General features: G+C 53.7%; 24 protein-coding genes and 3 tRNA genes. 13 read left to right on the plus strand and 14 right to left on the minus strand.

What is annotated here, in order from left to right; translation table 11 throughout:
- The first annotated feature begins 70 nt into the window (after positions 1 to 70).
- Entirely contained in the window at positions 71 to 652 is a 582-nt protein-coding gene (gene sodB / locus ACREYP_RS13055; protein WP_008456476.1) for a superoxide dismutase [Fe], read from the plus strand.
- Positions 653 to 734: 82 nt separating this feature from the next.
- On the opposite strand, the gene cydH is transcribed toward sodB, so the two are convergent.
- On the minus strand, positions 735 to 824 hold the full coding sequence (gene cydH, locus ACREYP_RS13060) for a cytochrome bd-I oxidase subunit CydH (protein WP_008456477.1): 90 nt from the start codon (positions 822 to 824) through the stop codon (positions 735 to 737).
- 292 nt (positions 825 to 1,116) lie between these two features.
- On the opposite strand from cydH, the gene purR reads away from it, so the two are divergent.
- On the plus strand, positions 1,117 to 2,142 hold the full coding sequence (purR, locus tag ACREYP_RS13065; protein ID WP_008456478.1) for an HTH-type transcriptional repressor PurR: 1,026 nt from the start codon (positions 1,117 to 1,119) through the stop codon (positions 2,140 to 2,142).
- Here purR and punR read toward each other — a convergent pair.
- Positions 2,139 to 3,077, minus strand: coding sequence for a DNA-binding transcriptional activator PunR (gene punR, locus ACREYP_RS13070; protein WP_336817670.1), 939 nt, complete (start codon positions 3,075 to 3,077; stop codon positions 2,139 to 2,141). The genes purR and punR overlap by 4 nt on opposite strands.
- A 114-nt stretch (positions 3,078 to 3,191) precedes the next feature.
- Between punR and punC the strand changes: the two genes are divergently transcribed.
- The 3 genes from punC to ACREYP_RS13085 all read left to right on the plus strand — a co-directional run bounded on the left by punC (position 3,192) and on the right by ACREYP_RS13085 (position 7,457).
- The gene (gene punC, locus ACREYP_RS13075; RefSeq protein WP_336817671.1) at positions 3,192 to 4,394 is read left to right on the plus strand and encodes a purine nucleoside transporter PunC; all 1,203 of its coding nucleotides are present in this window, start codon (positions 3,192 to 3,194) and stop codon (positions 4,392 to 4,394) included.
- 296 nt (positions 4,395 to 4,690) lie between these two features.
- Positions 4,691 to 5,839 (plus strand): cyclopropane fatty acyl phospholipid synthase, encoded by a 1,149-nt coding sequence (gene cfa / locus ACREYP_RS13080; RefSeq protein WP_166874760.1) that lies wholly within the window; start codon positions 4,691 to 4,693, stop codon positions 5,837 to 5,839.
- Positions 5,840 to 6,065: 226 nt separating this feature from the next.
- Positions 6,066 to 7,457: a glycoside hydrolase family 1 protein gene (locus ACREYP_RS13085; RefSeq protein ID WP_008456482.1), complete on the plus strand. Its 1,392-nt coding sequence runs from the start codon at positions 6,066 to 6,068 to the stop codon at positions 7,455 to 7,457.
- Positions 7,458 to 7,516: 59 nt separating this feature from the next.
- Here the strand turns inward: ACREYP_RS13085 and ACREYP_RS13090 are convergent, their stop codons facing one another.
- On the minus strand, positions 7,517 to 8,161 hold the full coding sequence (locus ACREYP_RS13090; RefSeq protein ID WP_336817672.1) for a riboflavin synthase subunit alpha: 645 nt from the start codon (positions 8,159 to 8,161) through the stop codon (positions 7,517 to 7,519).
- Between the two features lie 237 nt (positions 8,162 to 8,398).
- On the opposite strand from ACREYP_RS13090, the gene mdtK reads away from it, so the two are divergent.
- The 4 genes from mdtK to ACREYP_RS13110 all read left to right on the plus strand — a co-directional run bounded on the left by mdtK (position 8,399) and on the right by ACREYP_RS13110 (position 10,438).
- Complete coding sequence (gene mdtK / locus ACREYP_RS13095) at positions 8,399 to 9,772, plus strand: MdtK family multidrug efflux MATE transporter (RefSeq protein ID WP_166874765.1); 1,374 nt, start codon at positions 8,399 to 8,401, stop codon at positions 9,770 to 9,772.
- Between the two features lie 154 nt (positions 9,773 to 9,926).
- Positions 9,927 to 10,003: transfer RNA gene (locus tag ACREYP_RS13100), tRNA-Val, on the plus strand.
- A gap of 17 nt (positions 10,004 to 10,020) precedes the next feature.
- Positions 10,021 to 10,097: transfer RNA gene (locus ACREYP_RS13105), tRNA-Val, on the plus strand.
- A gap of 200 nt (positions 10,098 to 10,297) precedes the next feature.
- On the plus strand, positions 10,298 to 10,438 hold the full coding sequence (locus ACREYP_RS13110) for a hypothetical protein (RefSeq protein ID WP_336817673.1): 141 nt from the start codon (positions 10,298 to 10,300) through the stop codon (positions 10,436 to 10,438).
- 34 nt (positions 10,439 to 10,472) lie between these two features.
- Here ACREYP_RS13110 and ACREYP_RS13115 read toward each other — a convergent pair whose 3' ends face one another.
- Together ACREYP_RS13115 and ACREYP_RS13120 are read right to left on the minus strand one after the other, a co-directional pair.
- Positions 10,473 to 10,871 carry a RidA family protein gene (locus tag ACREYP_RS13115; RefSeq protein WP_336708101.1) on the minus strand — a complete coding sequence of 133 codons (399 nt, stop codon included), beginning with the start codon at positions 10,869 to 10,871 and terminating at the stop codon, positions 10,473 to 10,475.
- Positions 10,872 to 10,935: 64 nt separating this feature from the next.
- Positions 10,936 to 11,868, minus strand: a complete 933-nt coding sequence (locus tag ACREYP_RS13120) for an alpha/beta hydrolase fold domain-containing protein (protein ID WP_336817674.1) — start codon at positions 11,866 to 11,868, stop codon at positions 10,936 to 10,938.
- A 72-nt stretch (positions 11,869 to 11,940) separates the two neighbouring features.
- On the opposite strand from ACREYP_RS13120, the gene ACREYP_RS13125 reads away from it, so the two are divergent.
- On the plus strand, positions 11,941 to 12,864 hold the full coding sequence (locus ACREYP_RS13125; RefSeq protein WP_336817675.1) for a LysR family transcriptional regulator: 924 nt from the start codon (positions 11,941 to 11,943) through the stop codon (positions 12,862 to 12,864).
- A 36-nt stretch (positions 12,865 to 12,900) separates the two neighbouring features.
- On the opposite strand, the gene ACREYP_RS13130 is transcribed toward ACREYP_RS13125, so the two are convergent.
- On the minus strand, positions 12,901 to 14,001 hold the full coding sequence (locus ACREYP_RS13130) for an FAD-dependent oxidoreductase (protein WP_336817676.1): 1,101 nt from the start codon (positions 13,999 to 14,001) through the stop codon (positions 12,901 to 12,903).
- Positions 14,002 to 14,216: 215 nt separating this feature from the next.
- Here ACREYP_RS13130 and ACREYP_RS13135 point away from each other — a divergent pair.
- The 3 genes from ACREYP_RS13135 (at position 14,217) to ACREYP_RS13145 (ending at position 16,623) form a co-directional block, all read left to right on the plus strand.
- Positions 14,217 to 14,293, plus strand: a tRNA-Val gene (locus ACREYP_RS13135).
- 371 nt (positions 14,294 to 14,664) lie between these two features.
- The gene (gene pykF, locus ACREYP_RS13140) at positions 14,665 to 16,077 is read left to right on the plus strand and encodes a pyruvate kinase PykF (RefSeq protein ID WP_008456501.1); all 1,413 of its coding nucleotides are present in this window, start codon (positions 14,665 to 14,667) and stop codon (positions 16,075 to 16,077) included.
- Between the two features lie 309 nt (positions 16,078 to 16,386).
- Positions 16,387 to 16,623 carry a major outer membrane lipoprotein gene (locus ACREYP_RS13145; protein WP_008456504.1) on the plus strand — a complete coding sequence of 79 codons (237 nt, stop codon included), beginning with the start codon at positions 16,387 to 16,389 and terminating at the stop codon, positions 16,621 to 16,623.
- Positions 16,624 to 16,689: 66 nt separating this feature from the next.
- Here the strand turns inward: ACREYP_RS13145 and ldtE are convergent, their stop codons facing one another.
- The 8 genes from ldtE to ACREYP_RS13185 all read right to left on the minus strand — a co-directional run bounded on the left by ldtE (position 16,690) and on the right by ACREYP_RS13185 (position 24,644).
- Positions 16,690 to 17,688 (minus strand): L,D-transpeptidase LdtE, encoded by a 999-nt coding sequence (gene ldtE / locus ACREYP_RS13150; protein ID WP_336817677.1) that lies wholly within the window; start codon positions 17,686 to 17,688, stop codon positions 16,690 to 16,692.
- Between the two features lie 109 nt (positions 17,689 to 17,797).
- Positions 17,798 to 18,214: a cysteine desulfuration protein SufE gene (gene sufE / locus ACREYP_RS13155; protein WP_336817678.1), complete on the minus strand. Its 417-nt coding sequence runs from the start codon at positions 18,212 to 18,214 to the stop codon at positions 17,798 to 17,800.
- An 11-nt stretch (positions 18,215 to 18,225) separates the two neighbouring features.
- Complete coding sequence (gene sufS, locus ACREYP_RS13160) at positions 18,226 to 19,446, minus strand: cysteine desulfurase SufS (RefSeq protein WP_336817679.1); 1,221 nt, start codon at positions 19,444 to 19,446, stop codon at positions 18,226 to 18,228.
- Positions 19,443 to 20,723: a Fe-S cluster assembly protein SufD gene (gene sufD, locus ACREYP_RS13165; protein WP_336817680.1), complete on the minus strand. Its 1,281-nt coding sequence runs from the start codon at positions 20,721 to 20,723 to the stop codon at positions 19,443 to 19,445. The genes sufS and sufD overlap by 4 nt, the downstream gene beginning before the upstream one ends.
- Positions 20,698 to 21,444 carry a Fe-S cluster assembly ATPase SufC gene (sufC, locus tag ACREYP_RS13170; RefSeq protein ID WP_008456510.1) on the minus strand — a complete coding sequence of 249 codons (747 nt, stop codon included), beginning with the start codon at positions 21,442 to 21,444 and terminating at the stop codon, positions 20,698 to 20,700. Before sufC ends, sufD begins: the two co-directional genes overlap by 26 nt.
- 16 nt (positions 21,445 to 21,460) lie before the next feature.
- Entirely contained in the window at positions 21,461 to 22,942 is a 1,482-nt protein-coding gene (sufB, locus tag ACREYP_RS13175) for a Fe-S cluster assembly protein SufB (RefSeq protein WP_008456512.1), read from the minus strand.
- Positions 22,943 to 22,950: 8 nt separating this feature from the next.
- Positions 22,951 to 23,319: a Fe-S cluster assembly scaffold SufA gene (gene sufA, locus ACREYP_RS13180; protein WP_039292468.1), complete on the minus strand. Its 369-nt coding sequence runs from the start codon at positions 23,317 to 23,319 to the stop codon at positions 22,951 to 22,953.
- 437 nt (positions 23,320 to 23,756) lie between these two features.
- A complete protein-coding gene (locus ACREYP_RS13185) occupies positions 23,757 to 24,644 on the minus strand; it encodes a YadA C-terminal domain-containing protein (RefSeq protein ID WP_336817681.1) in 888 nt (295 codons plus the stop codon).
- Positions 24,645 to 25,116 lie beyond the last annotated feature (472 nt).

Consider the following 25,116-nt stretch of genomic DNA (forward strand, 5'->3'; position numbering starts at 1 on the left):
GTAATTTGCTAACCTTATGACCACACAAAATGTAGCTATATTGTGAAGCAAAATAACAAGGAGTGAAGCCATGTCGTTCGAACTACCCGCCCTGCCCTATGCCAAAGATGCGCTGGCACCGCATATCTCAGCCGAAACCCTCGAATACCATTACGGCAAACACCACCAGACCTACGTCACTAACCTGAATAATCTGATCAAAGGCAGCCCGTTTGAAGGTAAAACGCTGGAAGAGATCGTGACAGGATCTGACGGCGGGATCTTCAATAACGCGGCCCAGGTCTGGAACCATACGTTCTACTGGCACTGCCTGGCGCCGAATGCCGGCGGGGAGCCGACCGGTGACGTGCTGGCAGCCATCAACCACGCTTTTGGCAGCGTGGAAGCCTTTAAAAAGCAGTTCACCGAAGCGGCCATCAAAAACTTCGGCTCCGGCTGGACATGGCTGGTGAAAAATAGCGACGGCAGCCTGGCTATCGTCTCGACCTCTAACGCAGGTACCCCATTAACAACCGGAGCAAAACCGCTGCTGACCGTGGACGTATGGGAACATGCTTACTACATCGATTATCGCAACGCTCGCCCGGTTTATCTCGACCACTTCTGGGCGCTGGTCAACTGGGAATTTGTTGCGCAAAACCTGGCAGGCTGATTTTTAGCGGTTAACCACGAAGGAGGGAAGCAACGCTTTTCTTCTATATACGAGAAGGGCCGCGAAAGCGGCCCTTTGTAAATCAGTGCAGGACGGCGGTTAGCGCCCCGGCAACAATCAGACTCAGTACGATAACCGTAGTCACCACGGAAAACTTCAGATCGGTACTCATCGTAAGCTCCTTTTATTTCCCTACAAAGTGTATGTGGGGTGATTTTCCCACAATTAGCGATAAAAATCCTGCTGGATTTGCACAGATATCGGTTTTCCCTCTTCCACTTTGCCCCGGGATAAGCCAAAATCCTTCGCTAATTTACCGCGTATCGCCCGGCAACGCCCTCCTCCCGCTGTATGTCGCATCCCCGACAGGCCTGGAACCAACGTGTTGCCCCAGGAGTTAGCGAAGGCAAACGTTTAACACATGAGTTATCAGGAGTTTACGATATGGTCTGGAGTGACATCTAATGGCAACGATTAAGGACGTAGCGAAGCGCGCAAACGTTTCCACTACCACTGTGTCACATGTCATTAACAAGACCCGTTTTGTGGCGGAAGAGACACGCAACGCCGTCTGGGCAGCCATCAAAGAGCTGCACTATTCGCCTAGCGCCGTGGCTCGCAGCCTGAAGGTCAACCACACCAAATCCATCGGCCTGCTTGCTACCTCAAGCGAAGCCCCTTATTTTGCGGAAATTATTGAATCCGTTGAGAACAGCTGTTTCGCCAAGGGCTACACCCTGATTCTGGGCAACGCGCACAACAACTTTGAAAAGCAGCGTGCATACCTGTCCATGATGGCGCAAAAACGCGTGGATGGGCTGCTGGTCATGTGTTCCGAATACCCTGAGACGCTGCTTTCAACCCTGGAAGAGTACCGCCATATTCCGATGGTGGTGATGGACTGGGGCGAAGCTCGTGCGGACTTTACCGATTCCGTGGTCGATAATGCCTTCCACGGCGGCTACCTTGCGGGCCGCTACCTGATTGAACGTGGCCATCGCGATATCGGTGCTATTCCGGGTCAGCTGGAGCGAAATACCGGCGGCGGCCGCCATGCAGGGTTCCTGAAGGCACTTGAAGAAGCCAATATCAAAGTGCCAGATAACTGGGTGGTTCAGGGTGATTTCGAACCAGAGTCTGGTTATCGCGCCATGCAGCAACTGCTTAACCAGCCGCATCGCCCTACCGCCGTTTTCTGCGGCGGCGATATTATGGCGATGGGTGCAATTTGCGCCGCAGACGAAATGGGGCTGCGCGTGCCGCAGGACATTTCTATCATCGGCTATGACAACGTGCGCAACGCCCGCTATTTCTCTCCGGCGCTGACCACAATCCACCAGCCGAAAGAGCGCCTGGGCGAAACGGCGTTTAACATGCTGCTCGACCGCATCATTAATAAGCGCGAAGAGTCGCAGACGATTGAAGTCCATCCTCGTCTGATTGAACGCCGCTCGGTGGCCGACGGTCCGTTCCGCGATTACCGCCGCTAAGCCTCTTCGGGGGCCGGGAATGTGTTACCCGGCTCCTGCAGCCACTCCTGATTCATCGTCTCACTGTCACCCAAATAGTCCAGCAGCCAGCTCAAAGCGGGCGAAGCATCGTCCTGCCGCCAGGTTAAGCAGCAGGCCGCGTCCGGGAATGGATTCTCCAGCATCAGCTCTTTCCAGTCGCCCCTGACGAGCCACGGCTGGGCAATGTGCGTCGGCACCATACCAATGCATAATCCCGCCGTCAGGCAATCCGCCCCCGACGCCCAGTCCGGCACCACCACGCGGCGTTGGTTGTCCAGCAGCCAGGTAATGCGCTTGGGTAACGAACGGGATGTGTCTTCCAGCACAAGGGATGGCCAGGGACGGATGTCATCATCCAGAATAATACCTTCCCGTTTCGCAAGCGGATGGTCAGCGGAAACCACGCAGCGCCAGCTTAGCGCCCCCATGTCCCGAAATGCGTAACGCCCCCCGACCGGGATAGCCTGCGTGGCGCCAATCGCCGCCTCAACTCGCCCGTCGGCAAGCGCATCCCACACGCCGTTGAACACTTCCTGGGAAACCCTTAACTCGATATCCGGGAAATGACGATAAAAATCCAGCACCAGCTGGCGAGTACGCTCAGGTTTAACGATATTGTCTACCGCAATGGACAGGTGCCCACGCCAGCCGTTGGCTATCTGCTGGCACTGCTGGCGCGTTGCCATCATTTTTTTGATAACAGACCGACCTTCTTTGAGAAAAAACGCCCCGGCGGCGGTCAGCTCAACGTCCCGATGACGCCGTTCAAACAGCGGCACGGCCAGCCACTCTTCAAGCTGACGCACCGTGTAGCTAATGGCAGAAGGCACGCGATGAAGCTCCTGGGCTGCACCGCTAAAGCTGCCGTTTCGCGCCACGGCATCAACCACTTCCAGCGAATATTCAGACCACATATTTCTGCCTGCAAAAAATTTGAATGCAATTTGCAAATATTAGCGTTTCACAAGCGGTTTTGCACTCCGTAGACTCCTGCCCCGTTAACCTGCTATCAAAATCAAGAGTGAAACATGCAACCATCAAAGGGATTTCTTATCTGGCTTGCGGGGCTGAGCGTGCTGGGTTTCCTGGCCACCGACATGTACCTGCCCGCCTTTGCCGCCATTCAACAAGATCTGGGTACCACCGCCTCCGCCGTGAGTGCCAGCCTGAGCCTGTTCCTCGCCGGCTTTGCTTTTGCCCAGCTAATCTGGGGCCCGCTTTCCGACCGCTTCGGGCGTAAACCTGTGCTGTTGATTGGCCTGGCCATGTTTGCCGTCGGCTGTATCGGAATGCTTTGGGTGCAGGATGCCACCACGCTGCTGGTGCTTCGCTTTGTTCAGGCCGTGGGCGTTTGCTCAGCCGCCGTTAGCTGGCAGGCCCTGGTGACTGATTATTATCCCGCCAACCGCGCTGGCCGCATTTTTGCCACCATCATGCCGCTGGTCGGGCTTTCTCCGGCGCTGGCCCCGCTGCTGGGCAGCTGGCTGCTGAACCATTTTGAATGGCAGGCTATTTTTGCCGTGCTGTTCGCCGTCGCTTTGCTGCTGATGATCCCCACGTTGCGCCTCAAGCCCCGGATTCAGCACCACGGGCAAACCGAAAACAATAAAGTCAGCTTCTTCTCTTTATTACGTTCCCGCGTTTACGGTGGCAACGTGCTGATTTACGCCGCCTGTTCCGCCAGCTTTTTCGCCTGGCTTACCGGCTCGCCATTTATTCTGAATGAGATGGGCTACAGCCCCGCGGCGATTGGCCTGAGCTACATGCCGCAGACTGTCGCTTTCCTGGTTGGTGGCTATGGCTGCCGCAGCGCGCTGCAAAAGTGGAGTGGCAAACAGCTACTTCCGTGGCTGCTGGCTCTGTATACCCTGAGCGTGGTCGCCACCTGGGGCGTGGCGGTGAGCGGCCATGCTGATCTGACGCTGCTGCTTATTCCGTTCTGCGTGATGGCCGCGGCGAACGGCGCCATCTACCCTATCGTGGTGTCCTCGGCTCTGCTGCCTTTCCCGCAGGCAACCGGGAAAGCCGCTGCCCTGCAAAACACCCTGCAGCTTGGGCTTTGCTTCCTGGCAAGCTTAATGGTTTCCTGGCTGGTCACTACGCCGCTGCTGACCACCACCAGCGTGATGCTGGCGACAGTCCTGCTTGCTGGTCTGGGCTATGCCCTGCAACACGCGGCCCAACGCAAAGCACCCAACAAGGGCCACAGCGAGCTGTCCCGCGCACAGTAACCTGCATGATAATGTGAATGTTGTGTGATTAGCTTGCTAACAATATTCCATTGAACCCTCAATTAAACGGGCTTATAGTAATTGCGGTTCTACGATAAGCCTTATCAATTTTATTTTGCGGAAGCCGGAGCGCTTCCGTTTTTCCATGGATGGCCTTTCAGTAAGGGAGAATCCCTCCTTTCTCTGTTCTACGTCGGATATCAGGCACGCGGAATTTTCCGTGAGAGTTCTCACAAGCCGGGAATAGCGTCTACGCTGTTTTAAGGTTCTGATCACAACAAGGTGATGGAGAAGCTATGAGTTCATCGTGTATAGAAGAAGTGAGCGTACGAGATAACGAATGGTATCGTATCGCAAATGAAATGCTGAGCCGGGCAGGTATCACCCTCAACGGCCCAAACCCCTTTGATATTCAGGTCAAAAACCCGAACTTTTTTAAACGCGTTCTGCAGGAAGGTTCTCTCGGCCTTGGCGAAAGCTATATGGACGGCTGGTGGGAATGCGAACGGCTGGATATCTTTTTCACTAAAGTCCTGCGTGCCGGGCTGGAAAACCAACTCCCCCACCATTTCAAAGATACCCTGCGCATTGCGGCGGCAAGACTGGTTAACCTGCAGTCTAAAAAACGCGCATGGATAGTCGGGAAAGAGCATTACGATCTTGGCAACGATCTGTTCAGCCGGATGCTGGACAAGCACATGCAATACTCCTGCGGTTACTGGAAAGACGCGACAAATCTCAGCGACGCTCAGGATGCCAAGCTCAAAATGATCTGCGAAAAACTGCAGCTGAAACCCGGTATGAAGCTGCTGGATATCGGCTGCGGCTGGGGCGGTCTGGCCGAGTTTGCAGCACGCAACTATGGCGTATCCGTCTTTGGTGTGACTATCTCAGCAGAACAGCAAAAAATGGCGCAGGCGCGTTGCAAAGGCCTGGATGTCACCATCCTTTTACAGGACTACCGCGACCTGAACGAACAATTTGACCGCATTGTTTCCGTCGGCATGTTTGAGCACGTCGGGCCTAAAAATTATGCCACCTACTTTGACGTTGCCGACCGCAACCTCAAGCCGGACGGCATTTTCCTGCTACACACAATAGGTTCTAAAAAGACCGACAATAATGTCGATCCGTGGATCAATAAGTACATTTTCCCTAATGGCTGCCTGCCGTCGGTGCGGCAGATTGCCGACGCCAGCGAACCGCATTTTGTGATGGAAGACTGGCACAACTTCGGCGCCGACTATGACAAAACGCTGATGGCCTGGCACGAGCGTTTTCTGGCAACCTGGTCAGAAATCGAAGGCAACTATTCTGAGCGCTTTAAAAGGATGTTTAGCTACTACCTGAATGCCTGCGCCGGCGCTTTCCGGGCGCGCGACATTCAGCTCTGGCAGGTTGTTTTCAGCCGGGGCATTGAGCACGGCCTGCGCGTACCCCGTTAAAACAGACCCGGTGAATGCCGGGTTTTCTTCTTTGCAATTGTCTCTCTTTGCGCACCAATGTGATTAACCTCACAGGTTTAGCCCTGCCTGCGCTTAGCGGCTTGATCTGCTTAACAGATATCATTTCCTGGGATGGAAACCGGTTTCATCAATCACAGACAATCTGGGCATTAGCCGTATCAATGATTGCCTGTCGGAGATGGCAGGTCAGACCGTGAGGACAACGATGAAATACGCATTTCCTGAGCATTTCTGGTGGGGCAGCGCAGCCTCCGGCCCACAAACCGAGGGCGAAGCGCTGAACTTTGGCAAATCTGAAACCATCTGGGACCGATGGTTCGCCGAGCAGCCTAACCGTTTCCACCACGGCGTCGGGCCACAAAACACCTCAACTTTTTATCAGCGCTGGAAGCAAGACATCGCCCTGCTGAAAAAGCTCAATCACAATACTTTCCGCACCTCCATTTCCTGGGCTCGTCTGATTCCCGAGGGCACGGGTGAAGTCAATCCGCTGGCGGTTGAGTTCTATAACCAGGTGATTGACGAACTGTTGGCTCAGGGCATTAAGCCATTTATCAACCTGTACCACTTTGATATGCCCATGGTGATGCAGGAAAAAGGCGGCTGGGAAAGCCGTGAAGTGGTTGATGCCTATGCCGCCTACGCCAATACCTGTTTCGAGCTTTTCGGCGATCGCGTGAAGCACTGGTTTACCTTCAACGAGCCGGTTGTTCCGGTTGAATGCGGCTACCTCTATGACTACCACTACCCTAACGTGGTGGATTTCAACCGCGCGGTGACCGTCGCTTACCACACCATGCTTGCCCACGCTAAAGCGGTCAAGGCTTACCATGCCCGCAGCGATGACGGCCAGATTGGCATCATTCTCAACCTGACGCCATCTTACCCTCGTTCGCAAAACCCGGCTGACGTAAAGGCCGCCAACCTGGCCGACCTGATGTTTAACCGCAGTTTCCTGGACCCGGCACTGCGCGGTGAATATCCTGCTGAGCTGGTCGCGTTCCTGAAAGAGCACGATAAACTTCCGGCCTGTCAGCCTGAGGACAGAGCCCTGCTCGCTGCGGGCGTCGTAGACTTACTGGGGATTAACTACTACCAGCCGCGCCGCATTAAGTGTCGCGACACGCTGGTTAACCCGGAAAGTCCGTTTATGCCGGAGTGGTTCTTTGAGTCCTACGAAATGCCGGGTCGCAAAATGAACCCTTATCGTGGCTGGGAAATCTACGAGCGCGGGATCTACGATATTCTCACCAATCTGCGTGAAAATTACGGCAACCCGGCCTGCTATATTTCAGAAAACGGCATGGGCGTCGAAAACGAACAGCGCTTTATCGACAACGGCCAAATCAACGATGATTACCGGATTGATTTCGTTCGTGACCACCTGAAGTGGCTGCATAAGGGCATCAGCGAGGGCAGCAACTGCCTTGGTTACCACATGTGGACATTTATCGATAACTGGTCATGGTGCAACGCCTACAAAAACCGCTATGGCTTTGTGTCGCTGGATCTTAATACCCAGCAGCGCACAATTAAGAAAAGCGGCGAGTGGTTTATGAAAACTGCAGTCGAAAACGGGTTTAACGAAGAAGATTAATCCTGGTTAAGAACGAGAAACGGGGCCAGCTGGCCCCGTTTTTTATGGCTAAAGAATGTTTATTCGCTAGCGGGAATCGCCGCTGCTATTGCCGCTTCACGGCTAGCCAGCACGCGTTCAACGGTGTCGACAATTGCCTGGGTCTGCGGGTCAATTTCAATGTTCACGCGCTGCCCCAGTTTTTTAGCACCAAGCGTAGTGCGCTCCAGTGTTTCAGGGATCAGATGCACGCAAAAACGCGTGGCGGTCACCTCGCCCACCGTCAGGCTAATCCCGTCGATGCCCACATAACCTTTATAAAGGATATATTTCATCAGGGTCTTATCCTGGATCTTAAACCAGATTTGGCGGTTATTTTCTGAGGTCAGAATTTTTGAAATTTCGGCCGTGGTCATAATATGACCCGACATTAAATGTCCGCCGATTTCGTCATTAAATTTGGCAGCACGCTCAACGTTCACGCTGTCGCCCACGCTTAGCTCACCGAGGTTGGTGATGCGCAACGTCTCTTTCATCAAATCAAAGCTAACGTGATTGCCGTTGATTTCGGTTACCGTCAGGCAGCAGCCGTTATGCGCCACCGAAGCCCCGGTTTCGAGGTCTGGCAGCATTTCAGTCGGCATATCAATAACGTGGGTGCGGAAATTCGGTTTCTCATCGATGGAAATCAGGGTCGCCGTGCCCTGCACAATACCTGTAAACATCTAAAAACTCCTGGCAATTCGCAGACGGTAACGCTACCGCCATTAACAGACATTTTCGCACTTTAGCAGTTGGAAAATCAGCTTGCCAGTGCGGGGCGTGCGCTGGCTCTATTTTTGACTGGCGTATAAATAAACTCCCGCTACAATAGACTGGTTATTTCCCCAGTTCATCTTCTTGCTGCCTGTTTTGGCGGCTTTTTTAGTCTCTCATACATATAAAAATAATCAGGTGTAATCATGCAGAAGTACCTCACCGAAGCTCGCCAGCTCCTTGCCCTGGCGATACCTGTCATCATCGCGCAGGTCGCTCAAACTGCAATGGGATTCGTCGATACCGTGATGGCCGGTGGCTACAGCGCCACCGACATGGCCGCCGTGGCGATCGGCACCTCCATCTGGCTGCCCGCCATTCTGTTCGGCCACGGGCTACTATTGGCCTTAACGCCAACCGTTGCGCAACTCAACGGTTCGGCGCGACGTGACCGCATTGCGCACCAGGTTCGCCAGGGGTTCTGGCTGGCTGGCATGGTTTCCGTGCTGGTGATGGTGGTGTTGTGGAACGCGGGCCACATCATTCACGCTATGCACAATATCGATCCTGAACTGGCGGATAAAGCCGTTCGCTATCTCCGAGCGCTGCTCTGGGGTGCGCCAGGTTACCTGTTCTTCCAGGTAGGACGTAACCAGTGCGAAGGCCTGGCCAAAACCAAGCCAGGTATGGTGATGGGCTTTATCGGCCTGCTGGTCAATATTCCGGTCAACTACGTCTTCATTTATGGCCATTTCGGCATGCCCGAACTGGGCGGCGTGGGCTGCGGCGTGGCAACGGCGGCGGTATACTGGGTGATGTTCTTCAGCATGCTGTCTTACATCAAAAAAGCGCGTTCGATGCGCGACATCAAAAACCCGGAAGGTTTCAGCAAGCCGGACTGGGCGGTGGTCAAGCGCCTGAGCCAGCTCGGACTGCCGATTGCCCTGGCGTTGTTCTTCGAAGTTACGCTGTTTGCCGTTGTCGCCCTGCTGGTTTCCCCGCTGGGTATCACCGACGTTGCCGGGCACCAGATTGCCCTCAACTTCAGCTCGCTGATGTTTGTGCTGCCGCTCTCTTTAGGGGCCGCGGTGACTATTCGCGTCGGTTTCCGTCTTGGGCAGGGCTCAACCCTGGATGCACAAATCGCCGCCCGCACCGGGGTTGGCGTGGCCATTTGCCTGGCGATGTGCACCGCGTTGTTTACCGTTATTTTCCGGGAGCACATTGCTCTGCTGTACAACGACAATCCGGCAGTTGTCGCGCTGGCGGCGCATCTGATGCTGCTGGCGGCCATTTACCAGATATCCGACTCAATCCAGGTGATTGGCAGCGGCGTTCTGCGTGGCTACAAAGATACCCGCTCGATCTTCTTTATTACGTTCATCGCGTACTGGGTGCTGGGGCTGCCAGCCGGCTATATTCTGGGGCTAACCGACTGGGTCGTCGAACCGATGGGCCCGGCCGGGTTCTGGATCGGCTTTATTATCGGCCTGACTTCCGCCGCGATCATGATGATGTTGCGTATGCGTTGGCTGCAGCGTCAGCCTTCCGTCACAATCCTGCAGCGCGCCGCGCGTTAATTAAACAACAGTAGCCGCATCCGCGGCTACTTTCTCTCCATTCTGCGCAGATGCTCGGCAATCGTGTGAAATCTGGAATAAAATTGCGAGTTTTCCCTTGCAAGCCCCGAGGTGTATCGCTAATATTCGTCCCCGCTGTCGCCAAGACAACAATGCGTTCATAGCTCAGTTGGTTAGAGCACCACCTTGACATGGTGGGGGTCGTTGGTTCGAGTCCAATTGAACGCACCATTTTCAAATATATCAGTGCGTCCGTAGCTCAGTTGGTTAGAGCACCACCTTGACATGGTGGGGGTCGGTGGTTCGAGTCCACTCGGACGCACCATATTTGCTAAAGCAGTTCCCTTCTTTAACCCGCTTTTCTTCAAGCTGATAAATTCCAAATTTCTTTTTTACACGCAAGCCCGTAGCGCATGAAAACGTCATTTTTAGCGTTTTGAGCGTCCGCCGGTGTTTGGGGATGCGAAAACCCGAAAGGTTGCATATCATAAAGCGAGTCATTCACTAAACCACGACAGGTAACTTATGGAAATCGATCTCAATAATCTGGTGTTTTCCGGATTAGATGAAGCCGAAGTGCGCAACGCCGAGCGCCAGGAAGACGCAGACAAAAAAGCTAAGGCCGTTGTGGCCGATGACGACTGCGGCGACGCCTGCAAAATCTGATAAAAAACCGGCTTACTCAGCCGGTTTTTTTATGTTACGCCGTTCTTCTCACGGCAATACATTTCACTTCCACCAGCAGCCCCGGGCGAGCCAGTTCAGACACGCCGACGCAGGTCCAGGCACAGTGTCCCCGCGGAAACAGTTCGTCTTTCACCTCCCGAAAAACAGCCATGTGTTCTTTCATGTCTACGTGATAAGTAGTCATTTCCACAACGTCTTCAAAGTTGCAGCCCGCGGCCTGAAGGACCAGACGCAGGTTTTCCCAGCAGGCCATAAACTGCGCCCTTGGGTCAGCTATCACCTGTAAATCAGGCGTGCGCCCAACCTGCCCGGCACAATAAACCGTGTTACCTACCACCACCGCAGGTGCATATCCCGCCCGTTCAGCAAGTACTTGCATGGAAGGCGGCATAATAATTTCTCTGTCTGACACGACTGTCTCTCCCCATTATTTAAAGGCTCGCAATTCTCGCGCCTGCAGATGAATCATTTTTATCTCACCCGATGTTGACCGGGTTTAGCGCATCTTCGAAGAATCTTATCGCGTTTCGTAGCGCCTGGTCCGCCTCCGGCAATATCCCGGCAAACAAATGCCAGACGTGAAACATTTCCGGCCAAACTTCTAGAGTGGTACGAACCCGGCTCTCACTCATGTGGGATGCAAGGCGAATGGCGTCGCTCAGCATCACCTCGTTTTCACCAACCTGTATCAGCGTGGGAGAAAGGCCTTGTACATCGGCAAAAACCGGAGAAGCATCCGGATGTGTGGGCAGCACTCCGGCAAGGAAACTTCGGGCCAGTTGGTTCAGGAAAGCTACACTGCATAAAGGGTCCAGCCCATCCCGCACCGTTGCAGATGCGCCGCTATGCGTTAAGTTAGCCCACGGTGAAATAGCTACTGCGGCGGCGGGTAATGCCAGGCCAGCACCGCGCGCTTTACGCATCAGCGTGACAACCATCGCCCCACCGGCAGAATCCCCCGAAATCATCAGCGAGCGCGGGTTTGTACCCTGCTCAAGCAAGGCTCGGTAGGCCTGAAAGACATCATCAATTGGCGTCGGGAAAGGAAACTCAGGCGCCTGACGATAATCTACCGCATATACTTTAGCCTTCAAGGCGCGAGCATAACGCCCAGTTAATCCCCGATAAGCTTCGACCCCACCGTGAACATAGCCTCCGCCATGAATATAAATCATCACCCGATCCTCAGTGACTTCCTCAGGCGTGACCAACATCGCACCAATACCGCCCAGGCTGGCATCGGCAAAGGTTACGCCCTCCACGGCAGGGAACAACTCATCCAGCTGCTTCACATAGTCAGCCCGAACTGCTTTCCAGTCAGCATCAGACTGGCCATATACCTTCTTCACAACCGGCCCGGCGGCTTTTATCCAGCCCATAAGGGCTGCCTGTGCGTTATCAGGAAGCATTTATTTCTCCATTGTCTACTGTGATTAAACAAAAAAGATTATGCTTAATGATTTGACGAAAGAGGTTCGCCAATGTCACTCCGCACAGGCACTAAAAGCCATTCAGACCTCGATCTCGGCAGCCTGCGAGTTTTCGTGGCTATCGTGGAAAGCGGGAGCTTTGTCGCCGGAGGAAAGGCGCTGGGCTTAACCCGTTCCGCCGCAGGAAAAGCGATTGCACGCCTTGAAGCACAGCTGGAAACGCGGCTATTTCATCGTACGACGAGAAGCGTCGCCCTGACCCGCGATGGCTACGGTTTTTATGAACGCTGCGCACAGATTTTGCAGGATATTGAAGAAGCAGAGGCGAGTGTCCGGCAGAATTTTTCCAGCCCCGGCGGAGTGCTTCGGCTCAGCGTCCCGGAAACGTGGGGCAAAGTAGTGCTTCTGCCTTTTCTGAAGCACTTCATGGCGGCCTACCCGAGACTGGATATTGAAGTCAATTTCACCGACCGCGTGGTGGACCTCGTCGCGGAGGGGTTCGATCTCAGCCTCCGACTGGGTGATTTACCGAAAGATTCGCAGCTTATTGCACGAACCGTGCAGCGCATTCGCCCTCATCTGTTTGCTTCCCCAGACTACCTGGCCAGTTCAGGTATACCAGGTTCGCCAGAAGATCTTCGCCTTCACCAGCGGCTGATTTACGGCCTGAGCCCTCAAACGACAAACTGGACGCTGTTCACGGCCAGCAATGAGAGCGTGTTGGTTGAAGGGCACAGCAGGATCCGCTTCGACAGCGGAGAGGCTATTTGCGCCGCCGCTGTTGCAGGCTTAGGCATCGCTTTCCTGCCAGCTTTTCTCGTTGCCCGGGATGTCGCAGAGGGCACACTGGTGCCCGTACTGCCTGAATTAGGCGGCACACCATTGAGCGTGAACGTGGTGTACCCTAATCGGAAACATCTGGCAGCCAAAGTGAGGTTGTTTATCGACAGCCTGGTGAAGCATATGGACCATTAACAACATCCCGATGAAAGGATTTGGGAATTACAGGACCTAATCCTGCGCTCCTAACCCGGTGAATAACCCCAGCAGTTCCCGCGGCGCATCAGCCGCAAACCCCATGGCAAAATTCGCGGCAGACTCCTGCTGAAAACGAACGGTTCGTGCAGCCATTGCCTCCTGATATACCTTAAAAGCACCCTCCATGCTGGAAGGCTGGGAAATGATGGCATAGGCGAGATCGACGGCATCCGCCATCGCCAGATTCACGCCCTCCCCGGCAAAAGGTGACATAACATGCGCGGCATCACCAATCAGGGTCACATTTCCCGCTGCCTTCCAGAACTCCGCGGTAGGTAACACATAGATTGGCCTGGCAACCATCGGCCCCTCACTTTGCACTAACATCTCGCGGTAGCATTCGCCCCAGTCACGGAAGTGTTCAGCCAATTCATCACGAGTAAAGGTTCTGCGCGATTGCGCTTCCGGTACGGGTATGGCGGCATAGGCTGAAACCTCGTCTCCCGGTTCACAGTGAGCCATGATGCCCCGGCCTTCGCTCAGAGCAAACAACGACCCCTTGCCCATCAGCGCTTTCACCGCAGGATATTGCTGGCTTACGTTCGGGTAACGCAGCTCAACAAAGGTTATTCCGGAATAAAGCGGTTGCTGTCCCGTTAACAAAGGCCTGACTTTCGACCACGCACCATCGGCGCCTATCAGGGCATCACAAACATGCGTACTGCCGTTCTCTAGCCGGAGAAGAAAGCCTGTGCCCTGTCGTTCGACGGACCTTACCCGACTGTTCCAACGAATGATCCCCTTGGGCAACGCCTCTATCACTAGTTTGCGCAACGCGCCGCGGTCGACTTCCGGGCGGGAGCCATCACCTTCATCCTGATACAAGATATGGCCGTTTTTATCACGCATCAGAGTTGCATCCGCCCCCTCCAACACCAGAGCCATTGCGGCTTCATACAATCCCGCCGCTCGAAGTGCAGGTTTACCCGTGCCTTCGTTCAGATTGAGCATGCCACCCTGATGGCGTGAATCGAGAGAAGCATCAGCCTCGAAAATACAGACCGCAATACCCTGGCGGTGCAACATGTACGCCAGCAGCGGCCCCGCTACACCTGCGCCAAGAATGGTTATCATAAAAATGCCTCTGACTGTCGGAGAAGAAACGGTTTTATCAGCAGCCAGATTGAAATGCCAGCCAGAACAAGCATAAAAAGCTCAAACATTCACCGGACAGTTTCTACGGGGCTTGTCAACATCCCGATTGCCCGTCATAATGTTGTCACTTCTCACCAAAGAAGATAAAACAATAATCAATTCAGTCTGTTATCGTTTTATAAATCGTATTAAATGCGTTCATAGCTCAGTTGGTTAGAGCACCACCTTGACATGGTGGGGGTCGTTGGTTCGAGTCCAATTGAACGCACCATTTCTTTTTATTTTCATCATCTCTGAAAACGCTCAAACATCTGGCAACGCCCTGATAACAACTCGCTGTAAAACTGTGCACTCCGTCGCTGAATCAACGGTTTTGATTCCTTTTCCAGCCAGATTTATCTATACTACGCCCGTTCTTAACTTGAATGGTTTCAGCTCATTGGACTCCTTTTTTATACAACAACATCGTCTAACGCTTTCCCCTGCTGAACCACAAGCACACTTTCCTCTGCACGCTTTATTTCTGTCACCTATCCTTACCAGGTGCCACTTTCAACACCACAGTATTCTTTTAAGCTCCGGCAGCCCGGTCTCCCGGAACACGATTTCAACATTCCTCCTCAACTTATAGATAAGACTGTCATGAAAAAGACTAAAATCGTTTGCACCATCGGTCCAAAAACCGAATCCGAAGAGATGCTGTCTAAAATGCTCGACGCGGGCATGAACGTTATGCGTCTGAACTTCTCCCACGGTGACTATGCAGAACACGGCCAGCGCATCAAAAACCTGCGCAACGTCGTTGCTAAAACAGGTAAAAAAGCCGCTATCCTGCTGGACACCAAAGGGCCAGAAATCCGTACCATCAAGCTGGAAGGCGGTAACGACGTCTCCCTGAAAGCAGGCCAGACCTTTACCTTCACCACCGACAAATCCGTGGTTGGTAACAGCGAAATCGTCGCAGTGACCTACGAAGGCTTCACCAATGACCTGACCGTGGGCAACACCGTTCTGGTGGACGATGGCCTGATCGGCATGGAAGTCACCGCCATCGAAGGCAACAAAGTTATCTGTAAAGTGCTGAACAACGGCGACCTCGGTGAGAACAAAGGCGTTAACCTGCCGGGCGTGTCCATCGCGCTGCCAGCGCTGGCTGAGAAAGACAAACAGGATCTGATCTTCGGCTGCGAACAGGGCGTTGACTTCGTGGCAGCCTCCTTCATCCGTAAGCGTTCTGACGTGGTTGAAATTCGTGAGCACCTGAAAGCCCACGGCGGCGAGAGGATCCAGATCATCTCCAAGATCGAAAACCAGGAAGGCCTGAACAACTTCGACGAAATCCTCGAAGCATCTGACGGCATCATGGTTGCTCGTGGCGACCTGGGCGTTGAAATCCCGGTGGAAGAAGTTATCTTCGCGCAGAAGATGATGATCGAGAAATGCGTTCGTGCACGTAAAGTGGTGATTACCGCAACCCAGATGCTCGACTCCATGATCAAAAACCCGCGCCCTACCCGCGCAGAAGCCGGTGACGTTGCTAACGCCATCATCGACGGCACCGACGCAGTGATGCTGTCCGGTGAGTCTGCAAAAGGTAAATACCCGCTGGAAGCTGTGACCATCATGGCAACTATCTGCGAGCGTACCGACCGCGTAATGACCAGCCGCCTGGACAACAGCAACGACAGCCGTAAACTGCGCATCACCGAAGCCGTTTGCCGTGGCGCCGTTGAAACCGCAGAAAAACTGGAAGCACCGCTGATCGTGGTTGCCACCCAGGGCGGTAAATCCGCTAAAGCCGTGCGTAAATACTTCCCGAACGCGACTATTCTGGCGCTGACCACCAACGAAGTAACCGCGCGTCAGCTGGTGCTGAGCAAAGGCGTTGTCACCCAGATGGTGAAAGAAATTGCCTCCACCGACGACTTCTACCGCCTGGGTAAAGAAGTGGCGCTGGAAAGCGGCCTGGCTCGTAAAGGCGACATCGTGGTGATGGTTTCTGGTGCGCTGGTCCCAAGCGGCACCACTAACACCGCCTCGGTCCATGTTCTGTAATTGACTTGTTAACAAGTTTAATTAACAAAAAAGCGCCTTCGGGCGCTTTTTTTATATCACTTGCAGTCAGATCTTAATAAAAATGCAAATCGGATTTTACTATTTAAGCTTACTCTTAATTAAGATGAATCCGATGAAACTCCCCTGTTTTCTCTCTTTTTTTTAACTTTCCGGCTCCGTTCGGTGCTTCTTTGAGCGAACGATCAAATTTAGGGGTATTCCCGACAAAAAATTATTCTCATCACAAAAAACTTTGTGTAATACTTGTAACGCTACATGGAGATTAACTCAATCTAGAGGGTATTAATAATGAATCGTACTAAACTGGTACTGGGCGCGGTAATCCTGGCTTCTACTATGCTGGCAGGTTGTTCTTCTAACGCTAAAATCGATCAACTGTCTTCTGACGTTCAGACTCTGAACGCTAAAGTTGATCAGCTGAGCAACGACGTGAACGCAGTGCGTTCTGACGTTCAGGCTGCTAAAGACGACGCCGCTCGCGCTAACCAGCGTCTGGACAACCAGGCTCACTCTTACCGTAAGTAAGAGTCACTGGTATAAAATGGCGCACAATGTGCGCCATTTTTTTTGCCTGTCATTTATCCCCGCCGGCTACTGTGTCGCGCTAGTCGCCTCTTCAGCATTTACCACGCCATTCCTCGCCGACTGCACCGCCATCGTTGCCGCAGGTGTTTGCCCCGCAGAGACCACAACGGGATACCCCGCACGCCTGTATAGCGCCTTCTCCACTAACGCTTTCTCCACGCCGCTACCGGCCCGGAACTCGCTAAAGCCCGCGGGAAGCACGTAAGGCATAGTCTGCGTGTTCTGCTGCTCATCCTGAGAAAGCGGCCGATGGACTTCGACGTAGCGAACGCCGTTTGGCTCAACGGAGAATTTCACCGGATCGTTAATCACCCGCACCGTCGTGCCAGTTTTCGTTTGCTCAAACAGGGTTTTGATGTCGGGGGCATTCATTCTGATACAACCGGAGCTGACGCGCAGCCCCACACTGTCCGGCGCGCTGGTGCCGTGGATCAGGTACTCGCCATTGCCGTAGGCCAGCCGCATGGCGAATCTCCCCAGCGGGTTATTAGGCCCGGCAGGCACGACGGGCGGCAGCTTGATCCCTTTTTCCAGGGAGCGCTGGCGAATACCGGCGGTAGGTGTCCAGGTAGGGTTGGGGATCTTTTGCCCAATCCTGGTGGTCATCAGCGGCGTCTCCAGCCCCTGCAGACCAATACCAATCGGATAAACCTGCACAATGTTTTGTCCTGGCGGGAAGTAATACAGCCGCAGCTCGGCAAGATTCACCACAATCCCCTCGCGCGGCACGTCCGGCAGCAGCAGCTGGCTGGGGATGGTTAGCACCGTGCCGGGTTTAGGCACTGGCGCAATGGTGTTATTGGCCTCCAGCAGCAGCATCGCACCGGTGTCAAAACGCCGGGCAATAGCCTGCAGGTTACGATCGCCTGCCTGTACGGTATAAGTCTGGTTTTGGCCAATCAGGCGGCTGCCTTCCGGCGGTAAGGGATAATCGAGGGCTAAAGCGGGCTGAATGGCGCTCAGAGCGCCGATAATGGCCAGTGTGAGTAAAGACGCGTATTTCATACTTTTTATTCCTGTAGTCGCGCTGGCGAGCGCCAGCAGGCTGAAAGACAAGCGAGGCAGAAAACCGCCTCGCAAAACAGGACCATAGGTATGATTAAGTTTAGCTAACTTAAATGAGATTGGTGGCTTGGTTGCGAATTGCGCGAATCATCGCTTCCAGCCCCTGAGAGCGGGACGGCGTCAGATGCTGTGCGAGCGCCATTTTTTCAAACCACGGGCGCACATCAAACGCCACGATATCCTGCGGCGTCATTTGCTGATAGAGAATAAATACGATAGCGATCAGCCCTTTAACGATAGCGGCATCGCTGTCACCCTCCAGCGTAATCACCCCATCGGGCTGCTGGTGCATGACTATCCATACCTGGCTCTGGCAGCCCTGAATAATATGTTCAGGCTTGTGTTGCTCCGCCGCCAGTTCCGGCAGGCGGCTGCCCAGTTCGATAATGTAGAGATACTTCTCTTCCCAGTCCGCACAGCGGCTGAAATTTTTTAGCAGTTTGTCTTTATCCGGCAGCGTGGCCATGACCGTCTCCGTTATCCTAACAGGCTGTGGATACGCTGCAGGCCGGCGACCAGGCGATCCACTTCTTGTTCGGTATTGTACATGGCAAAGGAGGCGCGGCACATGGCCGGGACGCTGTAGAACGCCATCAGCGGCATGGCGCAATGGTGCCCGGTGCGAACCGCGATGCCGTAGTTGTCGAGGAAGCTGCCGACGTCATAGGCATGATGTTTCCCGAGATTAAACGCCAACACACCACGGCGCTCTGCCGGGCCGTATACGGTGAGATCGGGCACGGCCTGCAGCGCGTGTTGAGCATAGCGCATCAGGTTGCGTTCATACTCGCCAATCGCCTCCATGCCCAGCCCTTCAACGTAGCTCAACGCTGCCCCAAGGCCGATAATGCCAGCCGTGTTTGGCGTCCCGGCTTCAAAGCGCCACGGGGCTGCGGCGTAAGTCGTCCCTGCAGTCAGGCTGACGGTAGCAATCATCGACCCACCGCCTTCCCATGGCGGCATATCCTGCAGAATGCTTTCTTTCACATACAACACGCCAATCCCCGTTGGCCCGTAAATCTTGTGCCCGGAGAAAAGATAAAAATCGCAGTCCAGCGCCGCCACATCCGTGACGTGGTGCATCACCGCTTGTGCGCCATCCACCAGCACTTTGACGCCCGCCTGATGCGCGGTAGCGATCATCTCCTTCACCGGGTTTTCGGTACCGAGCACGTTAGAAACGTGGGCAATCGCCAACAGTTTTGTGCGCTCGTCAATCAGCGTCGGGAAGACATCAAGCTGCAGCGTGCCGTCCTGGTTGAGCGGGATAACGCGCAGCTCCGCGCCGGTACGCTCACACAACATCTGCCACGGCACGATGTTAGCGTGGTGTTCCATGGCGCTGATGATGATGTTATCCCCGGGCTGGACGTTGGCGCTGCCCCAGCTATTGGCCACGAGGTTTATCCCCTCGGTGGTGCCACGCACAAAGACAATCTCTTCCGGTTTTGCCGCGTTGATAAAGCGTGCCGCCTGACTGCGCACGTTTTCCATCAGGGTGGTTGCTTCTGCGCTCAGAGTATGAATGCCACGGTGCACTGCGGCATACCCATGGCGATAAAACTCAAGCTCGGCGTCAATCACCGCCTGTGGTTTCTGCGCGCTGGCGGCGCTGTCCAGATAGGCCAGCGGCTGGCCGTTGACCTCACGGCTCAGAATCGGGAAATCAGCCCTGACCTGCTCAATTGAAAAACTCATGCCTCGCCCCCTGCAAAGCGCCGGGCGATACGTGCCAGCACCTGCTGTTTTAAGGCCTCGTCGCGAATACTTTCGGTAAGCTCTGCGGCAAAGGCGAAGATTATCATCTGCTGTGCAGCCTGTTCGCTGATACCACGGGAGCGCAGGTAGAACATCTGTTCGTCATCAATGCGCCCAATGGTTGCGCCATGGCTGCACTTCACGTCATCGGCGTAGATTTCCAGCTGTGGCTTGGTGTCCACCTCCGCCAGGCGGCCAAGCAACAGGTTATTGTTGGTCATCTGCCCGTCGGTTTTAATCGCGTGCTGAGCCACTTTGATCATGCCGTTAAACACCGCCCGGCCCTTATCACGCACGATGGTTTTATGCAGCTGGCGGCTGTTGCAGTAGCCCTTGTTGTGCTCAAGCCAGGTTCGGGTGTCGCACACCTCGTTATTTACCGGCAGCGCCAGACTGTTGATGTGCAGCTGGTTGTTCTCGCCGTTAAGCTGCGTGCTGGTGTTGTGGCGCAGCACTGCGGCCCCCAACAGGAAGCTGTGGCTGCTCACCGCCGAGTCCTGCTCAATCAGTAGATCGTTGTGCGCAAAGTGGTAGCTGGCGGCATTTTCAAACGCCAGCTTGTAGTGGCTAAGCTGCGCGTTGGCGGCCACTTCGGCGGTAAATCGTGCGCCGGTGAAATGCGCCGCCTCGTCAAGGCTGACGAAGTGCTCCATCACCGTGGCCTGAGCGCCCTGCTCAAGGATCAGGTGGTGACGGTAATGCGCCGTCGCCATCTCCTGCGCCTTGCTGCCGCGCGTGACGTGCATCAGCAACAGCGCTTTTTCAGGCTGCGTGTTACGCGCCACGCGGATATGCGTCACGGTCTCCGCCAGGCTTTCCGTCAGGTGCAGGAACACTTCGCCCTGAACCGGCGCGGGCAGCGTCTGGCGGTTATCGTCGATACTTATCACAAAACCGCTGTCGGCGATGTCATCGCTCAGTTCGGCGCTGAAACGCCCGTCAACAAACACCAGCCGCAGCGCGTCTACAGGCAGGGCAAGCTCGTCACGCTGTTGCGCACTTAAAGGCGACTGAGGCGCAAAGACAAACTGGTTATTCAGCAACCCGTCGAGCGGCGTGTATTTCCAGTTTTCATGCTTGCGTGTCGGTAAACCCAGGCGCAACAGCTGCTGCATATGCTGCTGGGCCACCTGCGAGCGGCCCGTGCCCTGAGCTTCAAACAGATGATGCCACTGCTGGAGCGCGTTGCCGTTACTGCTGTTCGGTAAGCCAGCCATAACCCTGCTCCTCCAGTTGTTTCACCAGGCTGAAATCGCCAGATTTAACGATGCGCCCCTGATACAGCACGTGAACAAAGTCCGGCTTGATGTAGTCGAGGATACGCTGGTAGTGGGTGACCACGATAAATGAACGCTTGCCGTCACGCAGCGAGTTAACGCCTTCGGCCACAATCTTCAGGGCATCAATATCCAGCCCGGAGTCGGTTTCATCGAGAATACACAGCTCCGGCTCCAGCACCGCCATTTGCAGAATGTCGTTACGCTTTTTCTCGCCGCCGGAGAAGCCGACGTTCACCGAGCGGGTAAGTAAATCTTCCGGCATTTGCAGCAGCTTGATTTTCTCTTCCATCAGATCCTGAAAATCAAAGCGATCCAGCGACTCGAGGCCCCGGTATTCCCGCACCGCATTCAGCGCGGTTTGCAGGAAGAACTGGTTGCTGACGCCGGGAATTTCCACCGGGTACTGGAAGGCCATAAAAATACCTTCGCCGGAGCGGTCTTCCGGCGACAGTTCCAGCAGGTCTTTGCCGTTGAACTGCACCGAGCCGCCGGTCACTTCGTAGTCTTCACGACCGGCAAGCGTGGCGGATAAGGTACTTTTCCCGGAGCCGTTTGGCCCCATGATGGCGTGAACTTCGCCCGGCTTCACTTCGAGGTTTAAGCCACGCAGGATCTCTTTATCCTCAACGCTGACCTGTAAATCTTTAATGCTTAACATAGTTTTCCCTTAATCCTTAACCGACGCTGTGTTCGAGGCTGATGGCTAATAATTTTTGTGCTTCCACCGCGAATTCGAGCGGTAACTCTGAGAACACGTCTTTGCAGAACCCGTTGACGATCATCGAGATGGCGTCATCTTCGCTGATGCCACGCTGCAGGCAGTAGAACAGCTGATCTTCACCAATGCGCGACGTGGTCGCTTCGTGCTCCAGCTGCGCCGTGTTGTTGCGGCACTCCACGTACGGGAAGGTGTGCGCCCCGCTGTCCGGCCCGATCAACATCGAGTCGCACTGGGTGAAGTTACGAGCGTTGGTCGCGGTGGGCATGATTTTCACCAGGCCGCGGTAGCTGTTCTGGCTATGACCGGCGGAGATCCCTTTCGAGATGATCGTCGATTTGGTGTTCTTGCCGATGTGGATCATTTTGGTGCCGGTGTCCGCCTGCTGATGGCCGGAGGTCAGCGCCACGGAGAAGAACTCGCCGATGGAGTTGTCGCCACGCAGGATCACGCTCGGGTACTTCCAGGTGATGGCAGAGCCAGTTTCTGACTGTGTCCAGGACATCTTACTGTTCTCACCTTCGCACAGGGCGCGCTTGGTGACGAAGTTCAGGATGCCGCCGGTGTTGTTATCCCCCGGGAACCAGTTTTGCACCGTGGAGTACTTCACTTCCGCATCGCGGTGAATAATCACTTCCACTACGGCGGCGTGGAGCTGGTAGCTGTCGCGCACTGGTGCAGAACAGCCCTCGATGTAGCTCACATAGCTGCCTTCATCCGCCACTAAAATAGTGCGCTCGAACTGACCGGTTTTTTCCGCGTTGATACGGAAATAGGTGGACAGCTCCATCGGGCAGCGCACGCCTTTCGGGATGTAAATAAAGGTGCCGTCAGAGGCCACCGCGGCGTTAAGCGCGGCGAAGAAGTTATCGTTAGACGGCACCACGGTACCCAGGTATTTTTTGACCAGTTCCGGGTAATCGTGAATCGCCTCGCCGAAGGAGCAGAAGATAATGCCCTGCTCGGAGAGTTTTTCGCGGTAAGTGGTTGCCACAGACACGGAGTCAAAAATGGCGTCAACAGCCACTTCGCTACCTTCGCGCACCGGTACACCAAGCTGCTTAAACGCGTCTTCGACTTCGTTAGTCAGGAAGGCGTTTGGCGGCTGCTGAACCGCGCCGGGCTGGGACGCACAGGTGTCGTCGCAGCTCCCGCAGGATGGCGCAGAGTAATAGCTGTAATCCTGGTAATTCAGTTTGTCGTAATTCGCCTTCAGCCAGTGCGGCTCTTCCATTTTCAACCATGCATGGAAGGCGTTGAGACGAAACTCCAGCATCCATTCGGGCTCGTTACGACGGGCAGAGATTGCCCGAACCACCTCTTCGTTTATGCCCTTCGCCAGCTGCTCGGTCTGCAGCTCGGTGAAAAAGCCCTCTTTATAATTGAGGTTGCCGGTCCAGGTTTTGACATCGTCAGTTGCTTCAGTATTACGAGACATAGTACCGCCTATACCCCAAAGCTTTCGCCGCAGCCGCATTCGTGCTGCGCTTTCGGGTTATTAAATTTAAAGATCTGATTCAGGCCTTCACGCACGTAATCCACTTCCGTGCCGTCGATAAAAGGCATGGCGGAGAGCGGCACCCACAGGCGCGCGCCGTCAAACTCATAGACCAGATCGTCCGGCTTCGGCTCGGTGACTGTGTCCAGCACGTAGCCAAAGCCAGCGCAGCCCGTCTGTTTAATACTCAGGCGGATGCCTTTAAGCTCGGGTTGTTTGGCGGCCAGATCGCGGATATGCGCGCTCGCGGCCGGGGTCAGGGTCAGCCCCTGCCAGGCAAAATCATTGGGATCAAAGGAACCGGTTTGCACATCCATTCTTCACCTCATTATTCTCTGCGCCCGAAGGCCGATACCCTTATGTTAATGATAACAATTATCAATACAACGTTATGAAAACAGGGGTATTCGCGAAACGCTGGTTTTTTGGGCGTCTTTACTAAGGATAGACCGTCATGAAACTCTTGCCGATGGCGAAAAGAGCTGTTTAAGCTACTGGTGTAAAAGGAAATATCAAAGATGAAAAACGCCTGAAGCGGGCAAGACAAAAGATGTATAGAAAATATCTATTTATGTGATTGGAAGCGCACTGAATGCCAAAGGGCACCGACAAAGTACCAATAATTTTCAGTTTTACGGGAACAAGAAGAGGTGCGGTCGCAGGGGGATTAAGGTATCTGTTCAGGAAAATCCGCCCCCTGGTTACCAGGGCATAAGGTTAACCAGGGGAACTGAGTTAGCTATGTTGAGCTGCATTACCACTCAAAGTTGACTGCCGCATTGTATGTCACGGCCTTGAAGTCTTCGGTATTGGTTGAAATCCCGGCCTTTGCGGCGACATTTTCATTGAACCGATACCCGCTACCAATGGCCATCGCGCTGGTAGATTCATACCCGCCTAGCGAGCCAGAAAGGTTGAATTTGCCAACGCTGTAGGGCTGGAAAAGCCCTGAGAGCGCCGCCTGGGAGGCAAACCCACGCTTCATTTTGTGATCCAGTTTATCCACGCGGTTACCGAGATGGTTAAGATCGCCATTAAGCTGGGTGATGGAGTCCTGGAACTGAGCATTGCTCCTGGCCTGACTCTGGTTAATGGTATTCTGCTGCGTATTCAGATTTGCCTGAGACTGGTTAATGGCCCCCTGCTGATTGTTCAGATTTGCCTGAGTCTGATTAATGGCCCCCTGCTGATTGTTCAGATTTGCCTGGGTCTGATTAATGGCCCCCTGCTGATTGTTCAGATTTGCCTGGGTCTGATTAATGGCCCCCTGCTGATTGTTGACGTTAGCCTGGTTCGCATTAACCGTGGACTGCTGTTGATTCACCGCATTCTGCTGGCTATTTACGCTGTTCTGGTTCTCATTCCACTCGGCCTGCTTGACGTTGGTGGCATTCTGCCGATCGTTGAGCATTTTTTGTTGGTCATTGACTGTCTGCTGTTTTTGAATGCTTTCATTCAGCGCTGAATCAATGGTATCAACGTTATTTTTAATATCACCGAAATTTCCATTAGTTTTATCAGCATCAGCATGTGAGTTACTGGAAGTCACGTCTGATGACCAGTCCCCCCATTCAAGAGCAGAGACAGACTGGGTGACTAATAATCCAGAAACAAGAAAGGCCAACAAAGACTTATTATTCATTAAAATCACTCCATTATTATAATAAAACCATTACTGTGCGGAGAAATTATTCATAAATAGAATTAACAAGGCAACACAGAAATAATGATAAAAATAGCCTGAAGTGAATATTCCTATCCATAAAAAATAAAATTAACCAGTTGTTTTTAAAACAATAAAAACAAAAAAATAACAAATTTGACATAAACAAACACATCAAAAACCACCAGACTTTCAGAATTCACCTCGGGCAAAAGTGGTAAAAAATCGATAATAAAAATCAGATTTAGCAATAAGAGAAAACCATACACATACCAAAAAAAACAAGATAAATAGATGAGATGAAGATCAGTTAGCTTTTATTGATGACTCTCATTACCTTCCATCGCTTTAACGTCAAATTTCCCGCAGCCTGTATGCGACAGGCTAACCCTCTGCCCTGAGATAAGAATGGCGTGAAAATATTCCGATTTATCGACTATCCTCCTGTTAA

Origin of the sequence: Enterobacter sp. TMH.L2 (assembly GCF_050847315.1) — a bacterium.
Classification (GTDB): Bacteria; Pseudomonadota; Gammaproteobacteria; order Enterobacterales; family Enterobacteriaceae; genus Cedecea.